Here is an 18538-nt window from a genome sequence, read left to right as displayed (position 1 = left end):
AGGCTGGTAATCTGAAGGTTGAGCAGATACAAGCCGTCGGTTACGGAGTCGGGTACGAAGATGAGTTCAGTAATCGTGCAGCTGGTGCGGGTACGCTCCGGGTACTGCCAGAAAGCGTGGTGGGCCAGCAGCGCCCCTGGTCCTCCTCCCGGTCGACGCTGGGCAGGTCGAGCAGCAGGTGCTGAATATTCTGCGTGACGAGGTAGTGCGCCAGGGCCGGCTCCAGATAGGTAGGGTTGGTACCCGAGTACTGACGGTGGCGCTTGGCTTCATCATTGGGCAGGGTGCGCAGCACCAGGGCCTCCGGGGCTGCAGCAGTTGCTTCGAGCAGGGGCTGCACATCGGCCAGTAGTATCACCAAGTCACCGTTTGGCTGCTCCTGTGGAGCCACCGAAACCAGTTGGGCGACAAAAAGGAAGCGGTGCAGGCAGCGGTTGAGCGTTGCCTCGGGCTCGGGGCTGATGTGGCCATAGCACTCGGTGTGGGTGCCGTTGCCGTGGGGCGTGAGGTGCACGCGCTGATAGTTGGTACTACCGCCCAAAGCCACGCTGCCCACAAAAGAGCCCACGCGAATCGTTTCAAACTCCACCGGCTCGGCCCACCAGCAACTTACCTGTTCGGGCCCGGGTGCCAACGGCAGAGAGATGTCCAGCGGGGCAGCAGGGTCAAATGAAAAGGTGCGGCCGTGGTAAGGGTAGGTGGCAGACATAGGGAAAAGACGGTCGGGGACAGGGCTAAGATAACAGCGCGCCAGCAAGGCCGCCGACAACGCGCCTTCCTTTCCTTGCCAGCGCCAAGCCGCTGGGTACAAGTTGCGGCCTAGTAAGCGGTTAGTTTAGCGGCAGCGCGTTGAGGATCCGGCTGATTTCCGCAGCGTGGCTCAGGACCATAAAGTGCGTGCCGCCCGGAATAAGGTACTCCACCGGCGTGGGACCGGGCGGAAACACCCGATCGTGGGAGCCCAGAATCTGAATGCTACGGCCCACGTTGGTACTGTCCCAGTGCAGGAGCCGGTCGATGGCCCAACGGGTGTAGTGGGGCTCCATGTCCTTCAGAATCTGCTTAAAGACCTCGTATTCCTCCCCATTATTGACCCCGAAGTACCACTGTCCGGCCCGAGGAAATAGTTTGAAAGCCTGGGGTGGCACCAGCTTGTATACCCTGGTAGCCCGGATAAGGCGCAGCAACCGGGGCAAAGCGTCGGCGTCGGGAATGCTGGAAACCAATACGGCCCGGGCCTGCGGACGCAGGCGGGCAATTTCCAGCGCTACCACGCCCCCAAACGACACCCCTACCACGAAGCAGGGCTGCTCGGGTGGTACGGCCTGGGCCATGCGAGCTACATAGTGGGGCAGGGTTTCGGCGGGTTCGGGCGTCAGCCAGTGCACTACGTGTGCCTCACCCTGTAGCAGGGGCAGCAGATTTTGAAAGACCCGCTCATCAGCGCCCAGGCCGGGAATCAGATAAAAGACGCGGGAAGCGGCAGCGGTAGACACGTTGGAGAAGGTTAGCGTCAGAACAAGAATCAGCCATTTCACGGCTCCAGCCGCATGAATACTCCCTCCAGGTAAAAGATATTGTGAGGCATGCTGTCCTCGTCTTCCTCGGGCTCGTCGGCGGGGTAGGTGCAGGAGAGCTTCATGGCCACACCGTCCAGCGGTACCGGTGGCGAGTCCTCGGTGGTGTATTCCAGCAGGCAGGGCCACTCCGTGACGGTGGCCAGGGCGTCGGCTATCTGCTCCTGCAGCGCTTCGGCCCGGGAGCCAGCCAGGCGCAGGAGTAAGTCGAGGGCCGGGAACTGCAGACCCAGGTGGAAAAAGTGGATATCGTCGTCAAAAAACGTGGTGGCCCACACCGTCACGTCGTCGGTGTTATCAAAGACAATGGCTGTAATCTGGACTTGCTCGACAAAAAAGTCGGTGTCATCCACAAGAGCATCAACGAGGCGTTTCATCTTCTGAACATACGTAAATCCAAGCCACGAACTAAGCTGATTACGCAGATTTCCCCGATTTTGGCGGCCCGTTTTGGCAAGCGGCTCAGAGGAAAGGACTTAAGCAGAACCTAAAAAATGGCGGCTCTCAGGCTGGTCTGGGTTAAGCCCGGCCGAAAAGAAAGACCTTGCTATCCACATTGAGTACTTGGGTGCCATTGGCTAATACCGCAGGCTCGGTACTGGGCCAGTGCGAGTGACCACAAAAGACCAGCGTCGGGTTGCCTTTGGTCAGGACGGCCGTTAGCTGCTCCTCACCCTGAAAACCTTTATCAGCAATGGCCGGCGACAAGTGCGTTAGCAATATATCCGGCTGGTGCTGCAGTAAGGTTGTTACCGCGCGCAAGTAGGCCGTTTCGGGCAGCCGGAAGTTTTTATCGGGCCTTCCAATGATGCCGCTAATACCCGCCACGGTCAGCCCATGCTCATGTGTAATGCCCTGGGTCAGAAAGCGTGCCTTGTCCAGGGCCTGTACCTGGCTGAGGGCGGGGCCGAAGTCGTCGTGGTTGCCGGCAATGCCAACGGTGCGCCCAAAAGTCGCGTTGAACTTGTTCCACACGCTGCTGGGATTCCCGCTTGCCCCGCGCTTGGATTTGTTGGCGTACAGGTCGCCGCAGAGCAAAGCCAGCGTATTTTCCTTGTCCAGCTCAGGGAAGTACAGCGCATACAGTAGCTCCAGATAATCTGCCACGACCTCCCCGAGTAGAACATCCTCATTTCCGGTTGGCACTACGCCCTGCAAATCGGAAGCAACAATCAGGGCACTAACCGTTTCGGGTAGTCCCCGCATCGTGCCCGTGTAGATAGGAAGCTCATACTCCCGGGGCTCCGTTTCGTTCGGGGCAGTTGTCCAATAAGAAATTGTCTCCAGCGGGATAGGGCAAACAGAGACAATTTCGAGGCGCATCATGGTATCCTTTTAACAGCTGGTTCTGGGCTCGTCCTACGCTTCCGCCTCCAAGAAGAGCTCCAGCGTAATCTGGTCGGCCAGCAGCTTGCCCCGGTCGGTGAGTACCAGCTGGGGCCGCGCACGGTGGCCCAGCCGTTGTGCTCCAGCTCCCGCAGGTAGGCTGCCCGGCCCGTGCGCAGGTCGGTGCCCAGGGTGTGGTGTAGGTAGTCCAGGTCGCAGCCCCGGCTGGTGCGCAGGGAGGTCATCAGGTACTCGTTGGCCCGGTCGGTGGGTGACAGGGTTTCCACGGTGGCCGGCACCACGCCGCGTTCCAGCACGCTGCTCACGTACTGCGGATTGTTGGCTACGGCGTACTGCCGGCTGCTGCCATTAAACGAGTGGGCACTGGGACCCAAACCCAGGTAAGGCACGCCGCGCCAGTAGTTCGAGTTGTGGCGCGACTCCCGGCCGGGGCGGCAGAAGTTCGATATTTCGTACTGCTCGTAGCCCTGCATGGGCAGGCTGGTGAGCAGCATTTCAAACTGCTGGGCCACGAAATCATCGGGTGGGGCAGCGAAGGAACCCTTGCGCAGCCGGCGGCCAAACACCGTGTCGGGCTCGATGGTCAGGGCGTAGCAGGAAAGGTGGGGCACGTTCAGAGCGAAAGCCGCGGCCATATCCTGCTCCCAGAGGCGGTGGTCGGGCGCGGGCACGCCGTAAATCAGATCCACGGAAATATTCTCAAAGCCCGCATCCTGAGCATGGCGCACAGCCAGCGTCGACTCCTGGGCCGAGTGGGCCCGGTTCATTAGGCGCAAGTGGGGCTCGTGGAAGCTTTGCAGGCCGATGCTAAGCCGGTTGATGGGCGAAGCGGCCAGCTCCCGCAGCTTGGTCGGGGTCAGGTCGTCGGGGTTGGCTTCCAGGGTAATTTCCACCTGCGGGCTCACCGCAAAATGCCGGTAAATGGCCTCAAAGAGCGTGTGCAGCTCCGCTTCCGTCAGCAAGGAAGGCGTGCCGCCGCCGAAGTAAATGGTTTCCAGCGTGGCAGCCGGCCCCAGGTAGTCGCGCCGGATTTCCAGCTCCCGCACCAGGGCTTCCACCAAGCTGGTTTTCAAGCCCATGGATGTGCTGAAGTGAAAGTCGCAGTAGTGACAGGCCTGTTTGCAAAAAGGAATGTGAAGGTAGATGCCAGCCATGGAAGGGGAAAAAGGCGCCGCCCTACGGAAGCGGCTAACGCTGGAAAACAGCGGCGGCCCGGTGCTTCGTTCACTCGTGGAACTGCTGAATAGGTCCGGGCCCGTATTTTCGGGAAATTAAAAGCGCGGTTTCGCGTTTGTGTTTCCAAATGTACGCCCGTGCCCTCGTTTTCCTGCTGCTTGGCAGCTGGCTGCTCTGCGGCTGGCCGGGCGCAGCGCGGGCCCAGACGCCGACGTTGCCGGTGCCCAACCAGCCGGGCCTGACTACGCCCGCCCCACCCGCCACCGCCCGGCCCGATTCCAGCGCCCGAACCCGGGCCGGGCGCAACGCCAGCCGGACGGTTATCCGCCTGGCAACCGAAGCTGCCGACCAGGCCGTGCTGCGCCGCTACCGGTACCGCACCACCGTCCCCGATTCCCTGACTGCCTTCCACGAGGTGCGGGACTTGGTACTGGCTCTGCAAGCCGCTTCCTACCTGACGGCCTCGGCCGACAACATGCGCTGGAGCCACGACACGCTGCGGGTGCAGCTGTACGTGGGCGAGAAGTTCCGCTGGGCCCGCCTGCGCAACGGCAACCTCGGCGACGGGCTCATGACCCGGGCCGGATACCGGGAAAAATTCTTTAACCGCACTCCCTTCGAGCCCAACGAGTGGCATAAACTTCAGCAAAACATCCTGGCCGAAGCCGAAAACCAGGGCTACCCGTTTGCCGCCGTCCGCCTGGACTCCCTGGAGCTGCGCGGAGCCGATATCAGCGGGCGGGTGGTGCTGGACCGGGGCCGGCTGGTGGTGTTCGACTCGATTCAGATAGTAGGCAAAACCAAGACAAAGAAGCGGTTTCTGACCAAGTACCTGCAGATATTTCCGAACCAGCCCTACAACCAGCAGCGCGTGGACGCGGCAACCCGCCTGCTGCGGCAGCTGCCGTATCTGCAGGTGCAGGCCGAGCCCGAGGTGCGGTTTTCCCAGGGCAAGGCCCGCCTGTATCTGCTGCTGGAGGATAGGCCCTCAAACCAGTTCGACGCCATTGTGGGCGTGCTACCTAACCCGTCGCCGGGAGTGGGCCAGAAAAAACTGCAGCTCACCGGCGACGTCAACATCAACCTGCGCAACCTGAGCGGGGGCGGCAAGCAAGTGGGGCTGCAGTGGCGCAAGCTCGACGTGGCCTCCCAGCAGCTAGCGGCCCACTACGTGCATCCCAACTTCTTCGGTACGCCCCTGGAGCTGGGCGCCAACTTCGAGCTCTACAAGCAGTCCAACTCTTTTCTGACCGTGCAGCCCCGCTTACAGGTGACGTACCCCACGGTGCGGGCCGGGCGCATTAGCTTCTTTACCGAACGGCGCAGCTCCCGCCTGCTGGCCGACACGGCCCGCAACCTAAAGGAGCTGGACGTGCTGCCCGACAATATTGACTCCCAGTACAACTCCTACGGCCTCGACTACAATTGGAATAGCCTCGACGATTTGCTGTTTCCGCGCCGGGGCTTTCTGGCGGCCGGGCAGGCCGCCGTGGGTACGAAGCGCATCACCAAAAACGCCGACCTGGAAGACTCGCTCTACAACCGGGTGCCCTTGCAAACCACGCAAATAACCCTGGGCCTGCGGCTGGAACGCTACTTCCGCGTCGGGCGCAACGGCGTGCTGCTCACCCGCCTGCGGGGGCAGTCCTTGGTCAATGAGCGGCTGTTTCTGAACGACATGTTCCGCATCGGCGGCCTGGCCACGCTGCGGGGGTTCAACGAATACGCCTTTTACGCCAACACTTACGGCATTGGTACGGCCGAATTCCGGCAGTTCACCGGCGCCGACTCCTTCGTGTTCCTGTTCGTGGATCAGGCCTACCTGCGCCGCGACCTGCAGAACGACAAAACCAGCGAGGCGCCCACCGGCCTGGGCGCCGGGCTGAGCTTCCGCACCGGGGCCGGCCTGTTCCAGTTCGTATACTCGGTGGGCCGTTCCGAGAATCAGCGGATGTCGCTCAGCAACTCCAAGATTCACTTCGGTATTATCAGCCGGTTCTGACCAAACTTGTCAGCGCATAGAAAAGCCCGCCCTGATTTCCAGCGCGGGCTTTCTGTGTTAAAACAGGCAACTGTTAGCTTACTTCAGCGCGTTTTTTAGTTCGCCAGCGGCCAGGTCCTGGGCTTCCTTGGCCTGGGGCACCACGGCACCCATTCCGAAGAACTCGTGCGTTACGTTGTCGTAGTTCTGGTACTTGACGGCAATGCCAGCGGCCTGCAGCTTGTCGGCATAGGCCTTGCCTTCGCTCATCAGTGGGTCGATGCCGGCTGTGATGACCGTGGCTGGTGCCAAGCCTTTTACATTCGGAGCTTTTACCAGCGAAATCAGCGGGCTGTTGCCGTCGGCAGGGGTGCGCAGGTAGTGCTTGAAGAACCAGCCCATGAAGGGCTTGCTCAGGGGCTTGGCCTGGGCATTCTTCTGGTACGACTCCGTGTTCATGCTATAGTCGGCAATGGGGTATACCAGCAGCTGGTGCTTGGGCTGCATCACCCCTTTGTCGCGGGCCATCATGCAAACGGCCGCGGCCAGGTTGCCGCCGGCACTTTCGCCGGCTACGGCTACCCGCTTAGGGTCACCCTTGATGGAGGCCGCATTCTTCAACACCCACTGATAGGCCGCAAACGAGTCGTTATGCGCCGTGGGAAACTTGTTTTCCGGGGCCTGCCGGTAAGCCACCGAAACAAAAACAGCGTTGGTTTTCTCGGCCAGGGCCCGCACCGATGGGTCATACGTGTCGAGGTTGGCAATAACCCAGCCCCGCCGTGGTAATAGACCACCACGGGCAAAGGGCCGGTAGCCCCCTTAGGAACATAAATCCGGGCTTTCACGCCCGGGGCTACTTCCCGGCTCATGGTATCGAGCGGAGAGGGAGGGGTAGGAATGCCAAAGTCCTTCATGACGGCCATGGTGGCGTCGGTAGCGGAAGGGGCCTTGCGCACTTCGGCTGGCGTGAGGGTTTCGGGCGGCGTAGGGCCCTGCAGTGCCGCCAGCTTCTCGATGACGGTCTGCATTTCGGGCGCAATGTTCGGGGCCCAGGCTGGGGCGGGGCCGGCGGGCTTCACCGGCTTAGCGCCAGCCGTAGCAGCCGTGTCGGCAGCGGCAGCTTCAGTGGTAGCGGTAGTTTCGGTAGTTTGCTCACTCGTGCTGGAGTTGCCGCAGGAGGCTAAGCCCAGCGTGGAGGCAAACAGGGCAGTAGCCAGCCACGTAGGGCGGCTGGAGATGGAAAAAGAAGGTGTCATAGTGTGGTTGTGTAAGAATGGTTGAGCTTATCCACCTGTACGCCCTGTCGAGGTTAATGTTTGAACAATTACCTGTTTGAATAGGATAGTAGAATAGGGATTATGAATTCTCTATCAGGGTATGATGCTTTTGTGAAAAATTTTGTCCCTGATAATCAGGTTGAAAGCCTAGGAAAAGGGTATAATGTAGACTGGTAGGACGCTTTTCCGAAAAACCCTCTTACATTTGCATCACCAAACAGTGCGGGGTGGAGCAGTTGGTAGCTCGTTGGGCTCATAACCCAAAGGTCACAGGTTCGAGTCCTGTCCCCGCTACCTAAAAGGGCGTTTCCAATACGGAAACGCCCTTTTTCTTTTTAGCCAAGTGACTCCAAGCCACTAGGCTTTGGCTAAGTAAGGATTGCTTTTGTAGCGGCTCCAGGCTACTAGCAAGCCAGTACCCGAGATACCCGCGCAAATGCCAAACCACAGCAGAACGTTGTAGGTGTCGGTAAGGGCCCGGTAGCCTGCCGTGTATACAAATAACAGCAAACCAACTACTTCCCAGATTCGACTCTCATACAGCGGCGAGGTCGGTAGTACCAGCGCGGGTTTGTTGACGAGCGGCCGTAGGCTGTTCCAGTCCCAGCCAAGCAAACCGAGGGTTGCCAGTAGCATAGCGCCGGTAATGACGGGCGTGAAAGCGAAGTCGTAGGAAATGGTAATAACGAATACGTTGGCAATGATGGGCAAGAACAGCAGGGCTCCGAGCAGGGCATACCGCTGGGTCAGGAGCAGCATACCCGCCACGAACTGCCCTACGCCGATGAATTGCCAATACAGGCCCGACTGGTACAAGGTCTCGAAGAAATGCGCCGCGCTGTGGATTGGACTCAAGGCACCGTTGCTGGAAGTAAACCGGTGGCCCTTTATCTTAATCAAACTGGCAAATACGAAGGCCCCGCCCAGTAGGTAACGGGTGTAAATGACGGCGAGCTGCAGCAATGCAGACTGTTTTAGCTCCTGAATACGCATAGCTTCTGACCCTGGTGTAAGTAGAGAAGAACAGCTTTCCGGCTTACTGCCACAGCCCCGGAATTGATAGAATACGCGCTGTAATAAAGATAAATCCTCGGTAATGATTTCGGCCTGCCCTGCAACTGCTGCTTAAAGGCTATGGGCTTGCGGTAGGTTGTAACCAATTGGGACGGGAGCTTTACTATGACGTCGTAGGAGTTGCCGTGTGGCAGGGGAGCCACCCGGGCCACAAGGCCTTCCAGCATGCCATACTGCTCGGCCGGGTAGTTGTCTAGCATAATATTGACGCGCTGTCCTGCTTTCACCTTGCCGGAGCCCTGCACCGGTAAGCGCAGGCGCCCCGTCATGGCCGTGCTACGAATGAGCACGGAGAGGACGGGTGTGGCGGCCGGCACAAATTGGCCCACCACCCATTCCTTGAGCAAAGTCACCGTCCCGGCCTGCTTGGTCAGCAGCACGTGGTCGGCTTCCCACTGGGCAATGGCATTGCGTAGGGAGCGGGCCGTTTGCTCCTGGGTCAGGAGCAACTGTTGCTGCCGTTCGTCGCGCTGCAGCCGCAACTCTCCCATGCGGCGGCGCAGCTCAGAGGCGGTAATGGTATTGGCAATAATATTGGCCTGGGAGCTGGCCACGCTTTTCTTCTGCTGAAGCAGGGTTCGCCGGGAGGCTTCCAGGTCAGTTTCTGCAATTACTTTGCTGGTAAGTAGACGGTCGTCAATTGCATACCGTTTGCTGGCCAGAGCTAGCTCCTGGGTTTGGAGCTCCTTCTGGCCGGCCAGGTTACGGTTAAGGGCTTCGTAGGCCGCCACTTCGTAGCTCAGGGACCGTACCTGCTGACTGTACTCATCCAGCTGCTCGAAGTGCTGATAGTCGGCCGTGGCCTTGCGGAAAGTCTCGTAGGCGGATTGCAGCTCGCCCAGCTGCTTAAACTGGTCGAATCGGGTCCAGATGCCGGCCGTGGCGGGAGCTTCGGCTAGGCGCTTTTTCAGCGCTTGTACTTGCCCATACGAAGCCGCACTTTCGACGTAGCCCAGGGGCTGGTTGGGCTGTACTCGCTGGCCTTCCCGCACGAGGAGCTGCAGCGGCCCATTGACGCGGGTAACGGCCGTGAAGGGAGCTACCTCGCTGGTTACCACAATGGAAGCGGGCAGCACGTCGGGGTAGCGCACCGCGCCGCTGAGCACGAGCACCAGTAGCAGCAGCCCGAATAAATAGCCGGCCCCGGCCCGGAGCAGCCAGGACGGGGAAGTGCCAATAATTTCCTGAATACCGTCGCTCCGGTCGGTGAACTGAGTAGGCATGGCTGATAACTGATTGGCAGGTAACTATCTAGATACTAATTGCTTGTTACGCCAGCTCCAGCTGGTTGCGCACCAGGGAATAATAGGCGCCCTGGGAGCGGGTTAGCTCGGCATGGGTGCCCACTTCCACAATTTTGCCGCGGTGCAGCATCACAATCTGGTCGGCATTTTTCACGGTGCTCAGCCGGTGGGCAATAACCACCACGGTCCGGTCCTCGAAGAACTCGTTCAGGTTTTGCATAATTACCTTCTCGTTGGTCGAGTCCAGGGCGGAGGTAGCCTCGTCGAAAAACAAGTAGTCGGGGTCTTTATACACGGCCCGGGCAATGAGCAAACGCTGCTTCTGCCCCTGACTCAAGCCAATTCCGTCACTCCCGATTTTGGTGTGGAAGCCCAGCGGCAAGGACTGAATAAACTCCTCAATGTTGGCCACCTGCACTGCATGGCTCAGCTTGTGCGGATCAACTTCCTCGTCCGACACGGCAATGTTGTTGGCAATGGTGTCGGAAAAGAGGAAGCCATCCTGCATCACCACGCCGCATTTGCGCCGCCATTCCTTCGAGCTGAGTTGGTCGAGCGGGGTGCTGCCCACCAGCACGTGCCCGCCGGTGAGCGGGTAAAACTTGAGCAGGAGTTTGAGCAGCGTGGTTTTGCCGCTGCCGCTAGAGCCCACAATGGCCGTTACTTTACCTTTGGGAATGAACAGCGACAGGTCGTCGAGGACCAGAGGGGAGCCCGGACCGTCGTAGCGGAAGTTGAGGTGCTGCAGGTAGATATCCTGCTGGCGGCGGGCGGGCACGGCCGTCTGCGCGTCTTCTTCATTGGCCAGGGAATGAATTTCGCTGATGCGCTCCAGGCTCGTGTTGGCGTCCTGCATTTCCTGAACGAAGCCGATAAAATCATTCACCGGCGCATTGAGCTGCCCAATGATAAACTGCACCGACAGCATCATGCCCAGCGTCATGTCGCCATTGATGACGGCCTGAGCGGCTACGAAGGTGATGATGATGTTTTTGAGCTCGTTGATAAAGGCGCTGCCTACCTGCTGGTATTGGTTCAGGGCCGTGGTGCGCACGTTCAGGCGAAAGAGCTTGGCCTGAATGGCTTCCCAGTCCCAGCGGCGCCGGACTTCGCAGCCGTTGAGCTTGATTTCCGTCATGCCGTGCAGCAGCTGAATCAGGGTGCTCTGGTTTTGCGCCAGCTGGTGAAAGCGGAGTTGGTCCAGCTTTTTGCGCCGCTTCAGGAAAAACGTGATATACAAGGCATAGAGCGCGCTGCCGCCCAAAAAGATGAGCAGAATAGTCAAGTCGTAATAGCCCAGCACCGCTCCAAAAAGCACCAGGTTGAACAGCGAAAACACCACGTTCAGGGACGACGTGCTCAGGAAGCTTTCCACCCGGTCGTGGTCCCGGATGCGCTGCAGATGGTCGCCGATGCGCTTGGCTTCAAAAAAGGCCACCGGCAGCTTAAGCAGCTTGGTCAGGAAGTCGGACACCAGCGCCACGTTGATGCGGGTGCTCAGGTGCAGCAAGATCCAGCGGCGCAGCAGTTCTACGCCGGTGCGGCCGGCAAACAGCGTAATCTGGGCAATGAGAATCAGGTAAATGAAATTCAGGTTCCGGGTCCGGATGCCGGTGTCCACAATGGCCTGGGTTAGAAAGGGCAGTGCCAGCTGGATAATGCTGCCAATGAGCAGGCCAATGAAGAGCTGCACCAGCAGGGGCCGGTGCACCCGCAGGTAGGTGCGCAGCAGGGCCCAGCCACTCAGGGCTGCGTCGCCGGCTTCCTCGTCGCGCTCGTGAAAGGCGGGCGTGGGTTCCAGCAACAGGGCAATGCCCACATTCGCCCTGCCCTGCCAATGCTGCTCCAGCTCGGCGCGGGTACAGGTAATGGGGCCCAGGCCCGGGTCGGCAATGTGATACTGACCACGGGCAACTTTGTGCAAGACTACGAAGTGCTGCTGGTCCCAGTGCAGGATGCAGGGAAGCTGGGTTTCGGTGGTCAGCTGCTCCACCGTCAGCTTCACGCCCAGACTGCGCAGCCCGATGCCTTCCGCCGCTTCGCTCAGCCCCAGCAAAGAGGCCCCCGAACGGTTTAGGAAACTATGCTGCCGCAGATACTGCCGGGAATAGTCGCGGCCATAGTGCTTGGCCACCATCCGTAGGCAGGTAGGCCCGCAGTCCATTTCGTCCTGCTGCCGATAGAAAGGAAATTTTTTCATCGAATAATAGCCAAATACACCTAGAGCCTAATCAATCAAAAGGCATTGTCAGCCGGGGTCTTATAAGGACTCCAGCAGCAGCACGGCGGGTACTTGCTCGGGCCGGGCCAGGCGCAGCAGCTGGTAGCCAATGCCGGCCAGGCCAGTCATCAGGCCCGGGTTTTCGATGCCCAGGGCCACGCCCGAAATCGGGCCGTGTTGTTGGAAGCTGTAGCGCACGGCACCTAACAATTGCGTCAGGGTAGCATCCAGCTGGGCTTCGGGATGGGCCTGCTGGTACTGCAGCAGGTATTCCAGGCTGCCAAAGTCGCCGTGGCACAAGGAGTGGTTCCAGCCCATGCCGTAGCGCAGCGTGGTGTCCAGGGCAATTTTAGCTTCCTGGGCCAGCTGCTCATCCTGGTAAAACGGCCGCATGGCAAGGCGGCTCAGGCCCACCCCGGTGGCCCCGGCGCACCAAGCCGTCATGTTTACCATTTCGTTGTTGCTGTTGCCGGCCTCCACGTTGAGGTTGCGCAAATCGGCCCAGTTGCCTTTACCGGGCAAAAATTGGCTGCGCTCATAGGTCAGGGCTTCTTGCAGCAGCGTTTGGAAGCGGGCATCAGCCGTGGCGTGGTGCAGCTTGGCCAGGGCCAGGGCTACCCCGCTGGTGCCGTGGCCAAAGCCAGTGAGGGGCTGAGCACTGTACGAAAGCCACCCAACGCCGTGGGGCATCGGCTTGGCTTGCTGCAGCAGCATTTCCCCGCAGCGGGTAGCGTGGCGTAGTGCCGAGGCCGAGCCCGTAGTTTGGTGCAAGCCCAGGTAGGCAAGAATCAGCCCGGCGAAACCGTTGATAATGTCGAAGTTCGTGCTGCCCTCAATGGCGGCGGCGGCTAGGTCCCCGAGGTGGTGGGCCCGTTCGGCCAAAGCCGTGTCGCCGGAAAGAGCTGCTAGCTGCGAGTAGAAGTAGATCCAGCCCCCAACCCCGTCGAATACCCCGATACTGTTGGTCAAAGGTCGTTTCTGGGCCAGGATATTATCCACGAAGCCGTTGAAACAGCCCAGCGTTTTCTCGGCCAGCTCGCCGTACTTGGCCTCGCCAGTGAGTTTGCTCAAGTGAGTCAAGAACAGGATAATACCCGGCAGGCCACTGTAGAGGTCTACGCCCACGGGCCATATTTCGTACACCTCGCCCTTCATGGAAAAGCCCAGCCAGCTCACCGTGCCCTCGCTCGAATGAATAGCCAGCTCGCTCAGCCGGTCCCCAATCATTCGGGCCTCTTGCAGCAGCAGCGCCGGCGTTACCGGCAGCATCCCGTCTTCCAGGTAGCGCAGGGTGGAGAAGTTGATTTGGTTGGGCAGGGCCGAGGCAATAGTGGAGCGGATCAGCCAGCACTGCCGTTCCAAGTCCGTGTTGCTCATGCGGGCTATTTTCTCCTTGCAGCAATCGGCGCCCGAGGCGGCGTAAAAGTTGGGAAAGCAGTGGGCATGGTCCAGCCACAAATCCCGGGAGGCCGGATAGGTCGTAAACAGCGGTACGTCCTGCCGGGTCAGGGCCTCGTGCTCCAGCTGAATCAAGGCCGCGGGCAAGCGGTCAGACTCGGTTTGGTGCCACAGTCGGTCAAACAGCCGGTCGCGGTCCAGGGAATGAATCAGATAGTCGGGGTGGTAGCTGGCGTATAGCAGGTCGCCGTAGGTGCTGGTATTGCGGAGCAGCACGCGCACCGCCGTATGGTTGAACGCATCTACAAAGCCATTCGGGCCCATAAACAAGGCTTTGTTGCGCTCAGTAAGCGAATAAACGGCCCGGAAGCCGGCTTCCAGCTGCGGGAGGTAGTCGGATACCTTCACCTTTTGGCCGTTCAGAGTCGGGTTATTTTTGCCCCGGCCCAGCGGCATTTCCTGGGGCTCAATGCGCATCTCGTCGGTTTCGAAGGCATTCCAGGCCGGCCGTAGCGTCAGGCTCTTCTGATCCTGGGCCACGCTGATGCCGCTCAAGTCGACCCGCTTACGGGCCTGGGTGTCGTAGCGCCACGTGGGTAGGATGGCAATCTTCAACACGGAATCCTCCAAAATTCCCTCAATGGAATCAAGAGGTTTCATGTTGGGCGTTACCAGGGTTTCCAGGTCAATCAGCGTTGGGTCGGAGCCGTGCGCAATTAGGTTTTCGTAATGAAAGTCGGTGGCATTGGTAAGGTGCAGCAGGGCCAGTAAGGCCCCCAGCTTCTCATGGAAGCTGGCTACTTCGGCTTCACTCCGACAGGGCAGCTGGTCGATGTGCTCAACCCAGCCGTACTCGGGCCGGCCAATAATCCGGACCGTTTTGAGTGTGAAGCCCAACTGCTGGGTGTTTATCCAGCGAATGATGTCGTGGAATTTTTCGTCCGTATCGAGGGAGCGGGGCTTGTAGACGACTTTGCTACCCGATTTAAACGTAATAATAGATACCGACTTCCCTCCATTGTGCGCATCGCCGGCGCCTAACTGCACCTTTATAATTGTATCGGCTGTAATGCCAAATTCTTTTTCGATTTCAGCTTTATCAGCAATAAAGCGGCTAATTAAATCGGCGCTATTATGACGCCAGTTTTTTAGAGTGACATAGAGTACTTTGAAAAGGGCCGGATATTCTTCGTATAAGCTTCCGATTTTGTCGGGGTTGCTTAACGATTTTAAATAAAAGGCGAAACGCTCGGCCGGGGTTGCACCTTGTAGCAAACCCAGTTCCCGCGACACATTCAAGTCTAGCACCAACGTGCGGTTGATGATTTCAAACAGGATGGCGCCCAGGCCCCGCTTACATTGCAGAACGCTCGTGCGGCACACCTCAGCGTGGGCCGGGTGGCGCTGGGCCAGCTCCTGTAGCAGCAACTGTTGCTGCCAGAACAGGATAGGCTCGACCACATCGAAGAAGGCGGCCACCGGATATTCCTGCCGGAAAAAATGGGACAGTCGGTCCGTGGGTTGTTGCCAATCGGCAGAGTGGAGCTCGGCCAGTACCGTAGCAATAGCCTCATTTACAGCTTGGCTCTCCTCAGTTGGTTGGCTAATAATAGCAGTAAACTCATCCTGGCTTAGCCCGATGCCCTTGAGCCGTTTTTCTAAAATGCCGGGGTGTCGCAACGTCTCCAACCACGCCTTGACGCGGAAATGAGACGTTCCCTCAGCGCTATTCAAGCGGAGTTTGCCGTGAACAGATGTACGGCGCAGGTGCACAACCCGCTCGGCGAGACCAACGGTTTTGTCGCTCATAAGGATGAGAATAGAAACTAGTGATAAGGATATAATAGAATAATATAAAGGCACTCTCACTCGTAAAAAACAGGGAGCATTTGAACCGAATGCCCAAATGCTCCCTGCTACTCACTGACTTGTCAGCTTTCTACAGTTACTAAGGAAGGTTTGAGCCGAATGGGTTGCAGCAGGTGCCACCGTTGCATTCGCCGCTAATGGTGGTAAACCAGCCGTCGCCAACCCGCAGGCCACCAGCATTCTGGGCAAGCTCTTCTTCGGTGAGGGCGGTGCCCACGGGTTGGGCTCAATTAGGGCCAACTGCTCGGGGGTGAGGGTAGCGCGGTACTCGGCATCTTTCCAAGCGCGGATGGTCATCAGTTTCTTTTCCATAATAATAGATATGCCTTACTATAATTTTACAATGCTCTACAACCGCAGAGCAGTCAAGGCACAAGCAAAAAATAATTCAACGAATTGCTGCAGGGGTTGAATTTTCCCTCGGCCTTACTATTCACTTTGCTAATTAGACAGGCTGTTGCTAGTATAGATAATGGCAGTCTTTTTTATAGAAAAGAGCGTTGCCCGATTATGCAAAGGCTGTAATTATGCTGGTAAAAATAAGGTACGCGTACTTTAAAGCAAGCTGAGTGGCACTCAGCTTCTTACTGCAAGCAAGCGGCTTAGATTATCGGCCTGAGCCGAATGGGTTGCAGCAGGTGCCGCCATTGCATTCACCGCTAATGGTGAGGAACATACCCGGGCCAACCAATTCGAAGAACTGTCCGCCAGTGTTCTGGGCGAGTTCCTCTTCGGTGAGGGCGGTGCCCACGGGGTTGGGCTCAATTAGGGCCAACTGCTCGGGGGTAAGGGTAGCGCGGTACTCAGCATCTTTCCACGCACGGATGGTCATCAGTTTCTTTTCCATAATAATAGATATGCCTTACAGTATAATTTTATAATGCTCTACACCTGCAGAGCAGTGAAGGCAGGGTCAAGTAGCAGGGTTAAGACTGGAATTCCTAGCGTATTGGAATAGTGCCGTATCAACACTTTGATTGGGAGGACCAAAAGGCGTAATTGCAGGACTTAAGCAGGTACATACGCCTGATAGTTCAACCCACTTCCTTTACCGGCTATTTAGTAGAGGCAACAGCCCAGAGCGGCAGGGTAACAAACCGGAAGGATGTGGGCCGACAGCCGGCACAACCAGGTGCTGCTCGTCACTGTTAGGGCATTCATCCGTAAGCAGTGTCGTATCAGGTAAGGTACAGCCACCGCCACCGCCACATTCCCCTATGCCATCCTTTCTTACTTGGTTTCTTTGCCTGTCCCTTCTGACCTTTGGCAGTAGCTCCGCCGCTTTGGCCCAAACGCCGGCCACGGCCCGCCAACCCACCGGCGACGTGTACGTGGACGGGCAGGGTGTCCTGCGCTGGCAGCAAACCAAGCAGGAAGTAGCCCTGTTTGGCGTCAATTACACTGCCCCGTTTGCCCACGCGTACCGGGCCCAGCGGACGGTGGGAGGCAGCCCCGAAAAGGCCATTGACCAAGACGTATATCACCTCTCGCGCCTGGGCCTGGATGCTTTCCGCATTCACGTGTGGGACGTCGAAATCACCGACACGCTCGGCAACCTGCAGCAGAATGAGCACCTGCGCCTGCTCGATTACCTGGTGGCCCAGCTCAAGCAGCGCGGCATCAAGATTATCCTGACGCCCATTGCCTACTGGAACAACGGCTACCCCGAGCCGGATTCGGGCACGGGCTTCTCCAGCATTTACTCCAAGGTGCAGGCCTACACCAATCCGCGGGCTATCCGGGCCCAGGAAAACTACCTCACGCAGTTTCTCAACCACCGTAACCAGTACACTCAGCAACTGAACCGCGAGGACCCGGATATTCTGGCGTACGAAGTGTGCAACGAGCCCCGCTACCATCAGCCCGAGGCCGAGGTAACAGCCTTTGCCAACCGGATGGTGGCCGCCATGCGGGCTACCGGCTACCGCAAGCCCATCTTCTATAACATTGCCGAAAACCCGGGAGTGGAAGAAGCCATTCTGGCCGCCAACGTGGATGGGCTGACCTTTCAGTGGTACCCGGCTGGCCTGGTGAGCGGGCACACGCTGCGCGGCAACCTGCTGCCGCACGTAGACCAGTACCCTATTCCGTTTCGGCAGGACCCGCGGTTTCAGCGCCGGGCCAAGATGGTGTATGAGTTTGAGTCGGGCGACATTATCCAGCCGGTCATGTACCCGTTTATGGCCCGCAGCTTCCGGGAGGCTGGGTTTCAGTGGGCCACGCAGTTTGCCTACGACCCGTTGGCCATTGCCTACGCCAACACCGAGTACCAGACGCACTACCTCAACCTAGCCTACACGCCGGCCAAAGCCCTGAGTTTGCTGATTGCCAGCAAGGTATTTCACCGGGTGGGTCGGGGGCAAACCTTCAGCCGCTACCCTGCCGACTCCGTGTTTGACGCCTTCTGCGTCAGCTATCGGCAGGGGCTCAGTGAGATGAACACCGAGGAGGAATTTTATTACACCTCATCTACACAATCGTTTGCTAAAAAAGCCTCGAAATTACGCCACGTTGCCGGCGCAGGTAGCTCACCCGTAGTGCAATACGGCGGCTCCGGGGCCTATTTCCTGGACCGGCTGGCTCCTGGGGTGTGGCGCCTGGAAGTGCTGCCCGACGCGGTGCCTATCCGGGACCCGTTTGAAACAGCTTCCCTGAAAAAGCCGGTCACCCAGATTCTGTGGAACGACCAGCCCTTACGCCTGCTGCTGCCGGAACTGGGCCGCCGCTTCAGCCTGCGCGGGCTCAACGAAGGCAATACTGCCCAGGCCCAGGCCCAGGATGGGCGCGTTACGGTGCGGCCGGGCGTGTACCTGCTGGCCGCGGCCGGCAAGAAGACCAGCTCCTGGACGGCCGATTCGCGGCTGGGCAGTTTGCGCCTGGGCGAATATGCGGCTCCCGCGCCCACGGCGCTAGGGCCTCAGGTGCGGCACACGCCTTTCGCGCAAGCCGCGGCCGGCCAGCCCCTGACCATCCGGGCCACCATGACCGGAATTGCGCCTACCGACAGCGTTTTTCTGATTGCCCAACACTACTACGGCCGCACCCAGGTCCTGCCCATGCGGCAGCCGGCCTACGCCACCGTGGAAGCTACCGTGCCAGCCGAACTGACCTACGCCGGGTTGCTGCGCTACTGGATTGTGCTGAAAAAAGCCGGGCAGCCGCTCACGTTTCCCGGCGGCTTCGGCGGCTCCCCGCGCGACTGGGACTATTTCCCCCGGGAGCATTGGGAAGTGCCCTTAGTAGCGCCTAAAACCCCCTTGTTCTTGTTTCAGGCCGCTACTGACAAAGAGCAGGGGAAGCCCGCAGCCTGAGCCGCAGCAGCTGGACCGACTACGTTACCACGGAAGCGGCCGGCGCCCTGGCCCTGCGCT

The 18538-nt window shown here is 59.0% G+C and carries 15 protein-coding genes and 1 tRNA gene; 3 read left to right on the top strand and 13 right to left on the bottom strand.

The features are described from left to right. Positions 1–40: 40 nt before the first annotated feature. The 5 genes from MUN79_RS04210 to hemW all read right to left on the bottom strand — a co-directional run bounded on the left by MUN79_RS04210 (position 41) and on the right by hemW (position 4078). Positions 41–709, bottom strand: a complete 669-nt coding sequence (locus MUN79_RS04210; protein WP_244676537.1) for a cyclase family protein — start codon at positions 707–709, stop codon at positions 41–43. Between the two features lie 121 nt (positions 710–830). After that, the gene (locus MUN79_RS04205; RefSeq protein WP_244676536.1) at positions 831–1496 is read right to left on the bottom strand and encodes an alpha/beta fold hydrolase; all 666 of its coding nucleotides are present in this window, start codon (positions 1494–1496) and stop codon (positions 831–833) included. Positions 1497–1534: 38 nt separating this feature from the next. Further along, on the bottom strand, positions 1535–1954 hold the full coding sequence (locus MUN79_RS04200) for a hypothetical protein (protein WP_244676535.1): 420 nt from the start codon (positions 1952–1954) through the stop codon (positions 1535–1537). A 142-nt stretch (positions 1955–2096) separates the two neighbouring features. Continuing rightward, entirely contained in the window at positions 2097–2903 is an 807-nt protein-coding gene (locus tag MUN79_RS04195) for a metallophosphoesterase family protein (protein WP_244676534.1), read from the bottom strand. Continuing rightward, positions 2900–4078 (bottom strand): radical SAM family heme chaperone HemW, encoded by a 1179-nt coding sequence (gene hemW, locus MUN79_RS04190; protein ID WP_311136652.1) that lies wholly within the window; start codon positions 4076–4078, stop codon positions 2900–2902. The genes MUN79_RS04195 and hemW overlap by 4 nt, the downstream gene beginning before the upstream one ends. A 149-nt stretch (positions 4079–4227) precedes the next feature. Between hemW and MUN79_RS04185 the strand changes: the two genes are divergently transcribed. After that, positions 4228–6102, top strand: coding sequence for a BamA/TamA family outer membrane protein (locus MUN79_RS04185; RefSeq protein ID WP_244676533.1), 1875 nt, complete (start codon positions 4228–4230; stop codon positions 6100–6102). A gap of 78 nt (positions 6103–6180) precedes the next feature. Here the strand turns inward: MUN79_RS04185 and MUN79_RS04180 are convergent, their stop codons facing one another. After that, entirely contained in the window at positions 6181–6810 is a 630-nt protein-coding gene (locus MUN79_RS04180; RefSeq protein WP_244678275.1) for an alpha/beta hydrolase, read from the bottom strand. Beyond that, positions 6699–7340 carry a hypothetical protein gene (locus tag MUN79_RS04175; RefSeq protein WP_244676532.1) on the bottom strand — a complete coding sequence of 214 codons (642 nt, stop codon included), beginning with the start codon at positions 7338–7340 and terminating at the stop codon, positions 6699–6701. Before MUN79_RS04175 ends, MUN79_RS04180 begins: the two co-directional genes overlap by 112 nt. A gap of 242 nt (positions 7341–7582) precedes the next feature. Here MUN79_RS04175 and MUN79_RS04170 point away from each other — a divergent pair. After that, positions 7583–7655: transfer RNA gene (locus tag MUN79_RS04170), tRNA-Met, on the top strand. Positions 7656–7718: 63 nt separating this feature from the next. Here the strand turns inward: MUN79_RS04170 and MUN79_RS04165 are convergent. The 6 genes from MUN79_RS04165 to MUN79_RS04140 all read right to left on the bottom strand — a co-directional run bounded on the left by MUN79_RS04165 (position 7719) and on the right by MUN79_RS04140 (position 16014). After that, positions 7719–8324, bottom strand: coding sequence for a hypothetical protein (locus MUN79_RS04165; protein ID WP_244676531.1), 606 nt, complete (start codon positions 8322–8324; stop codon positions 7719–7721). A gap of 11 nt (positions 8325–8335) precedes the next feature. After that, positions 8336–9658: an HlyD family secretion protein gene (locus MUN79_RS04160; protein ID WP_244676530.1), complete on the bottom strand. Its 1323-nt coding sequence runs from the start codon at positions 9656–9658 to the stop codon at positions 8336–8338. Between the two features lie 46 nt (positions 9659–9704). After that, the gene (locus tag MUN79_RS04155) at positions 9705–11879 is read right to left on the bottom strand and encodes a peptidase domain-containing ABC transporter (RefSeq protein WP_244676529.1); all 2175 of its coding nucleotides are present in this window, start codon (positions 11877–11879) and stop codon (positions 9705–9707) included. Between the two features lie 60 nt (positions 11880–11939). Next, positions 11940–14987: a type 2 lanthipeptide synthetase LanM family protein gene (locus MUN79_RS04150; RefSeq protein WP_244676528.1), complete on the bottom strand. Its 3048-nt coding sequence runs from the start codon at positions 14985–14987 to the stop codon at positions 11940–11942. A 231-nt stretch (positions 14988–15218) separates the two neighbouring features. Then, positions 15219–15479 (bottom strand): mersacidin/lichenicidin family type 2 lantibiotic, encoded by a 261-nt coding sequence (locus tag MUN79_RS04145; protein WP_244676527.1) that lies wholly within the window; start codon positions 15477–15479, stop codon positions 15219–15221. A gap of 295 nt (positions 15480–15774) precedes the next feature. Continuing rightward, complete coding sequence (locus tag MUN79_RS04140; RefSeq protein ID WP_244676526.1) at positions 15775–16014, bottom strand: mersacidin/lichenicidin family type 2 lantibiotic; 240 nt, start codon at positions 16012–16014, stop codon at positions 15775–15777. A gap of 436 nt (positions 16015–16450) precedes the next feature. Here MUN79_RS04140 and MUN79_RS04135 point away from each other — a divergent pair, with 436 nt between their 5' ends. Continuing rightward, a complete protein-coding gene (locus MUN79_RS04135) occupies positions 16451–18478 on the top strand; it encodes a cellulase family glycosylhydrolase (RefSeq protein WP_244676525.1) in 2028 nt (675 codons plus the stop codon). The last annotated feature ends 60 nt before the right edge of the window (positions 18479–18538 follow it).

It is taken from the genome of Hymenobacter cellulosilyticus (assembly GCF_022919215.1).
GTDB lineage: Bacteria > Bacteroidota > Bacteroidia > Cytophagales > Hymenobacteraceae > Hymenobacter > Hymenobacter cellulosilyticus.
This window is presented reverse-complemented; position numbering and strand designations above follow the sequence as displayed.

What these genes read in the sequence shown, in the direction of transcription:
- MUN79_RS04210 (WP_244676537.1), bottom strand. Translation starts at nt 709, where the DNA reads ATGTCTGCCACCTACCCTTACCACGGCCGCACCTTTTCATTTGACCCT.
- MUN79_RS04200 (WP_244676535.1), bottom strand. Translation starts at nt 1,954, where the DNA reads ATGAAACGCCTCGTTGATGCTCTTGTGGATGACACCGACTTTTTTGTC.
- MUN79_RS04195 (WP_244676534.1), bottom strand. Translation starts at nt 2,903, where the DNA reads ATGATGCGCCTCGAAATTGTCTCTGTTTGCCCTATCCCGCTGGAGACA.
- hemW (WP_311136652.1), bottom strand. Translation starts at nt 4,078, where the DNA reads ATGGCTGGCATCTACCTTCACATTCCTTTTTGCAAACAGGCCTGTCAC.
- MUN79_RS04185 (WP_244676533.1), top strand. Translation starts at nt 4,228, where the DNA reads ATGTACGCCCGTGCCCTCGTTTTCCTGCTGCTTGGCAGCTGGCTGCTC.
- MUN79_RS04175 (WP_244676532.1), bottom strand. Translation starts at nt 7,340, where the DNA reads ATGACACCTTCTTTTTCCATCTCCAGCCGCCCTACGTGGCTGGCTACT.
- MUN79_RS04160 (WP_244676530.1), bottom strand. Translation starts at nt 9,658, where the DNA reads ATGCCTACTCAGTTCACCGACCGGAGCGACGGTATTCAGGAAATTATT.
- MUN79_RS04155 (WP_244676529.1), bottom strand. Translation starts at nt 11,879, where the DNA reads ATGAAAAAATTTCCTTTCTATCGGCAGCAGGACGAAATGGACTGCGGG.
- MUN79_RS04145 (WP_244676527.1), bottom strand. Translation starts at nt 15,479, where the DNA reads ATGGAAAAGAAACTGATGACCATCCGCGCTTGGAAAGATGCCGAGTAC.
- MUN79_RS04140 (WP_244676526.1), bottom strand. Translation starts at nt 16,014, where the DNA reads ATGGAAAAGAAACTGATGACCATCCGTGCGTGGAAAGATGCTGAGTAC.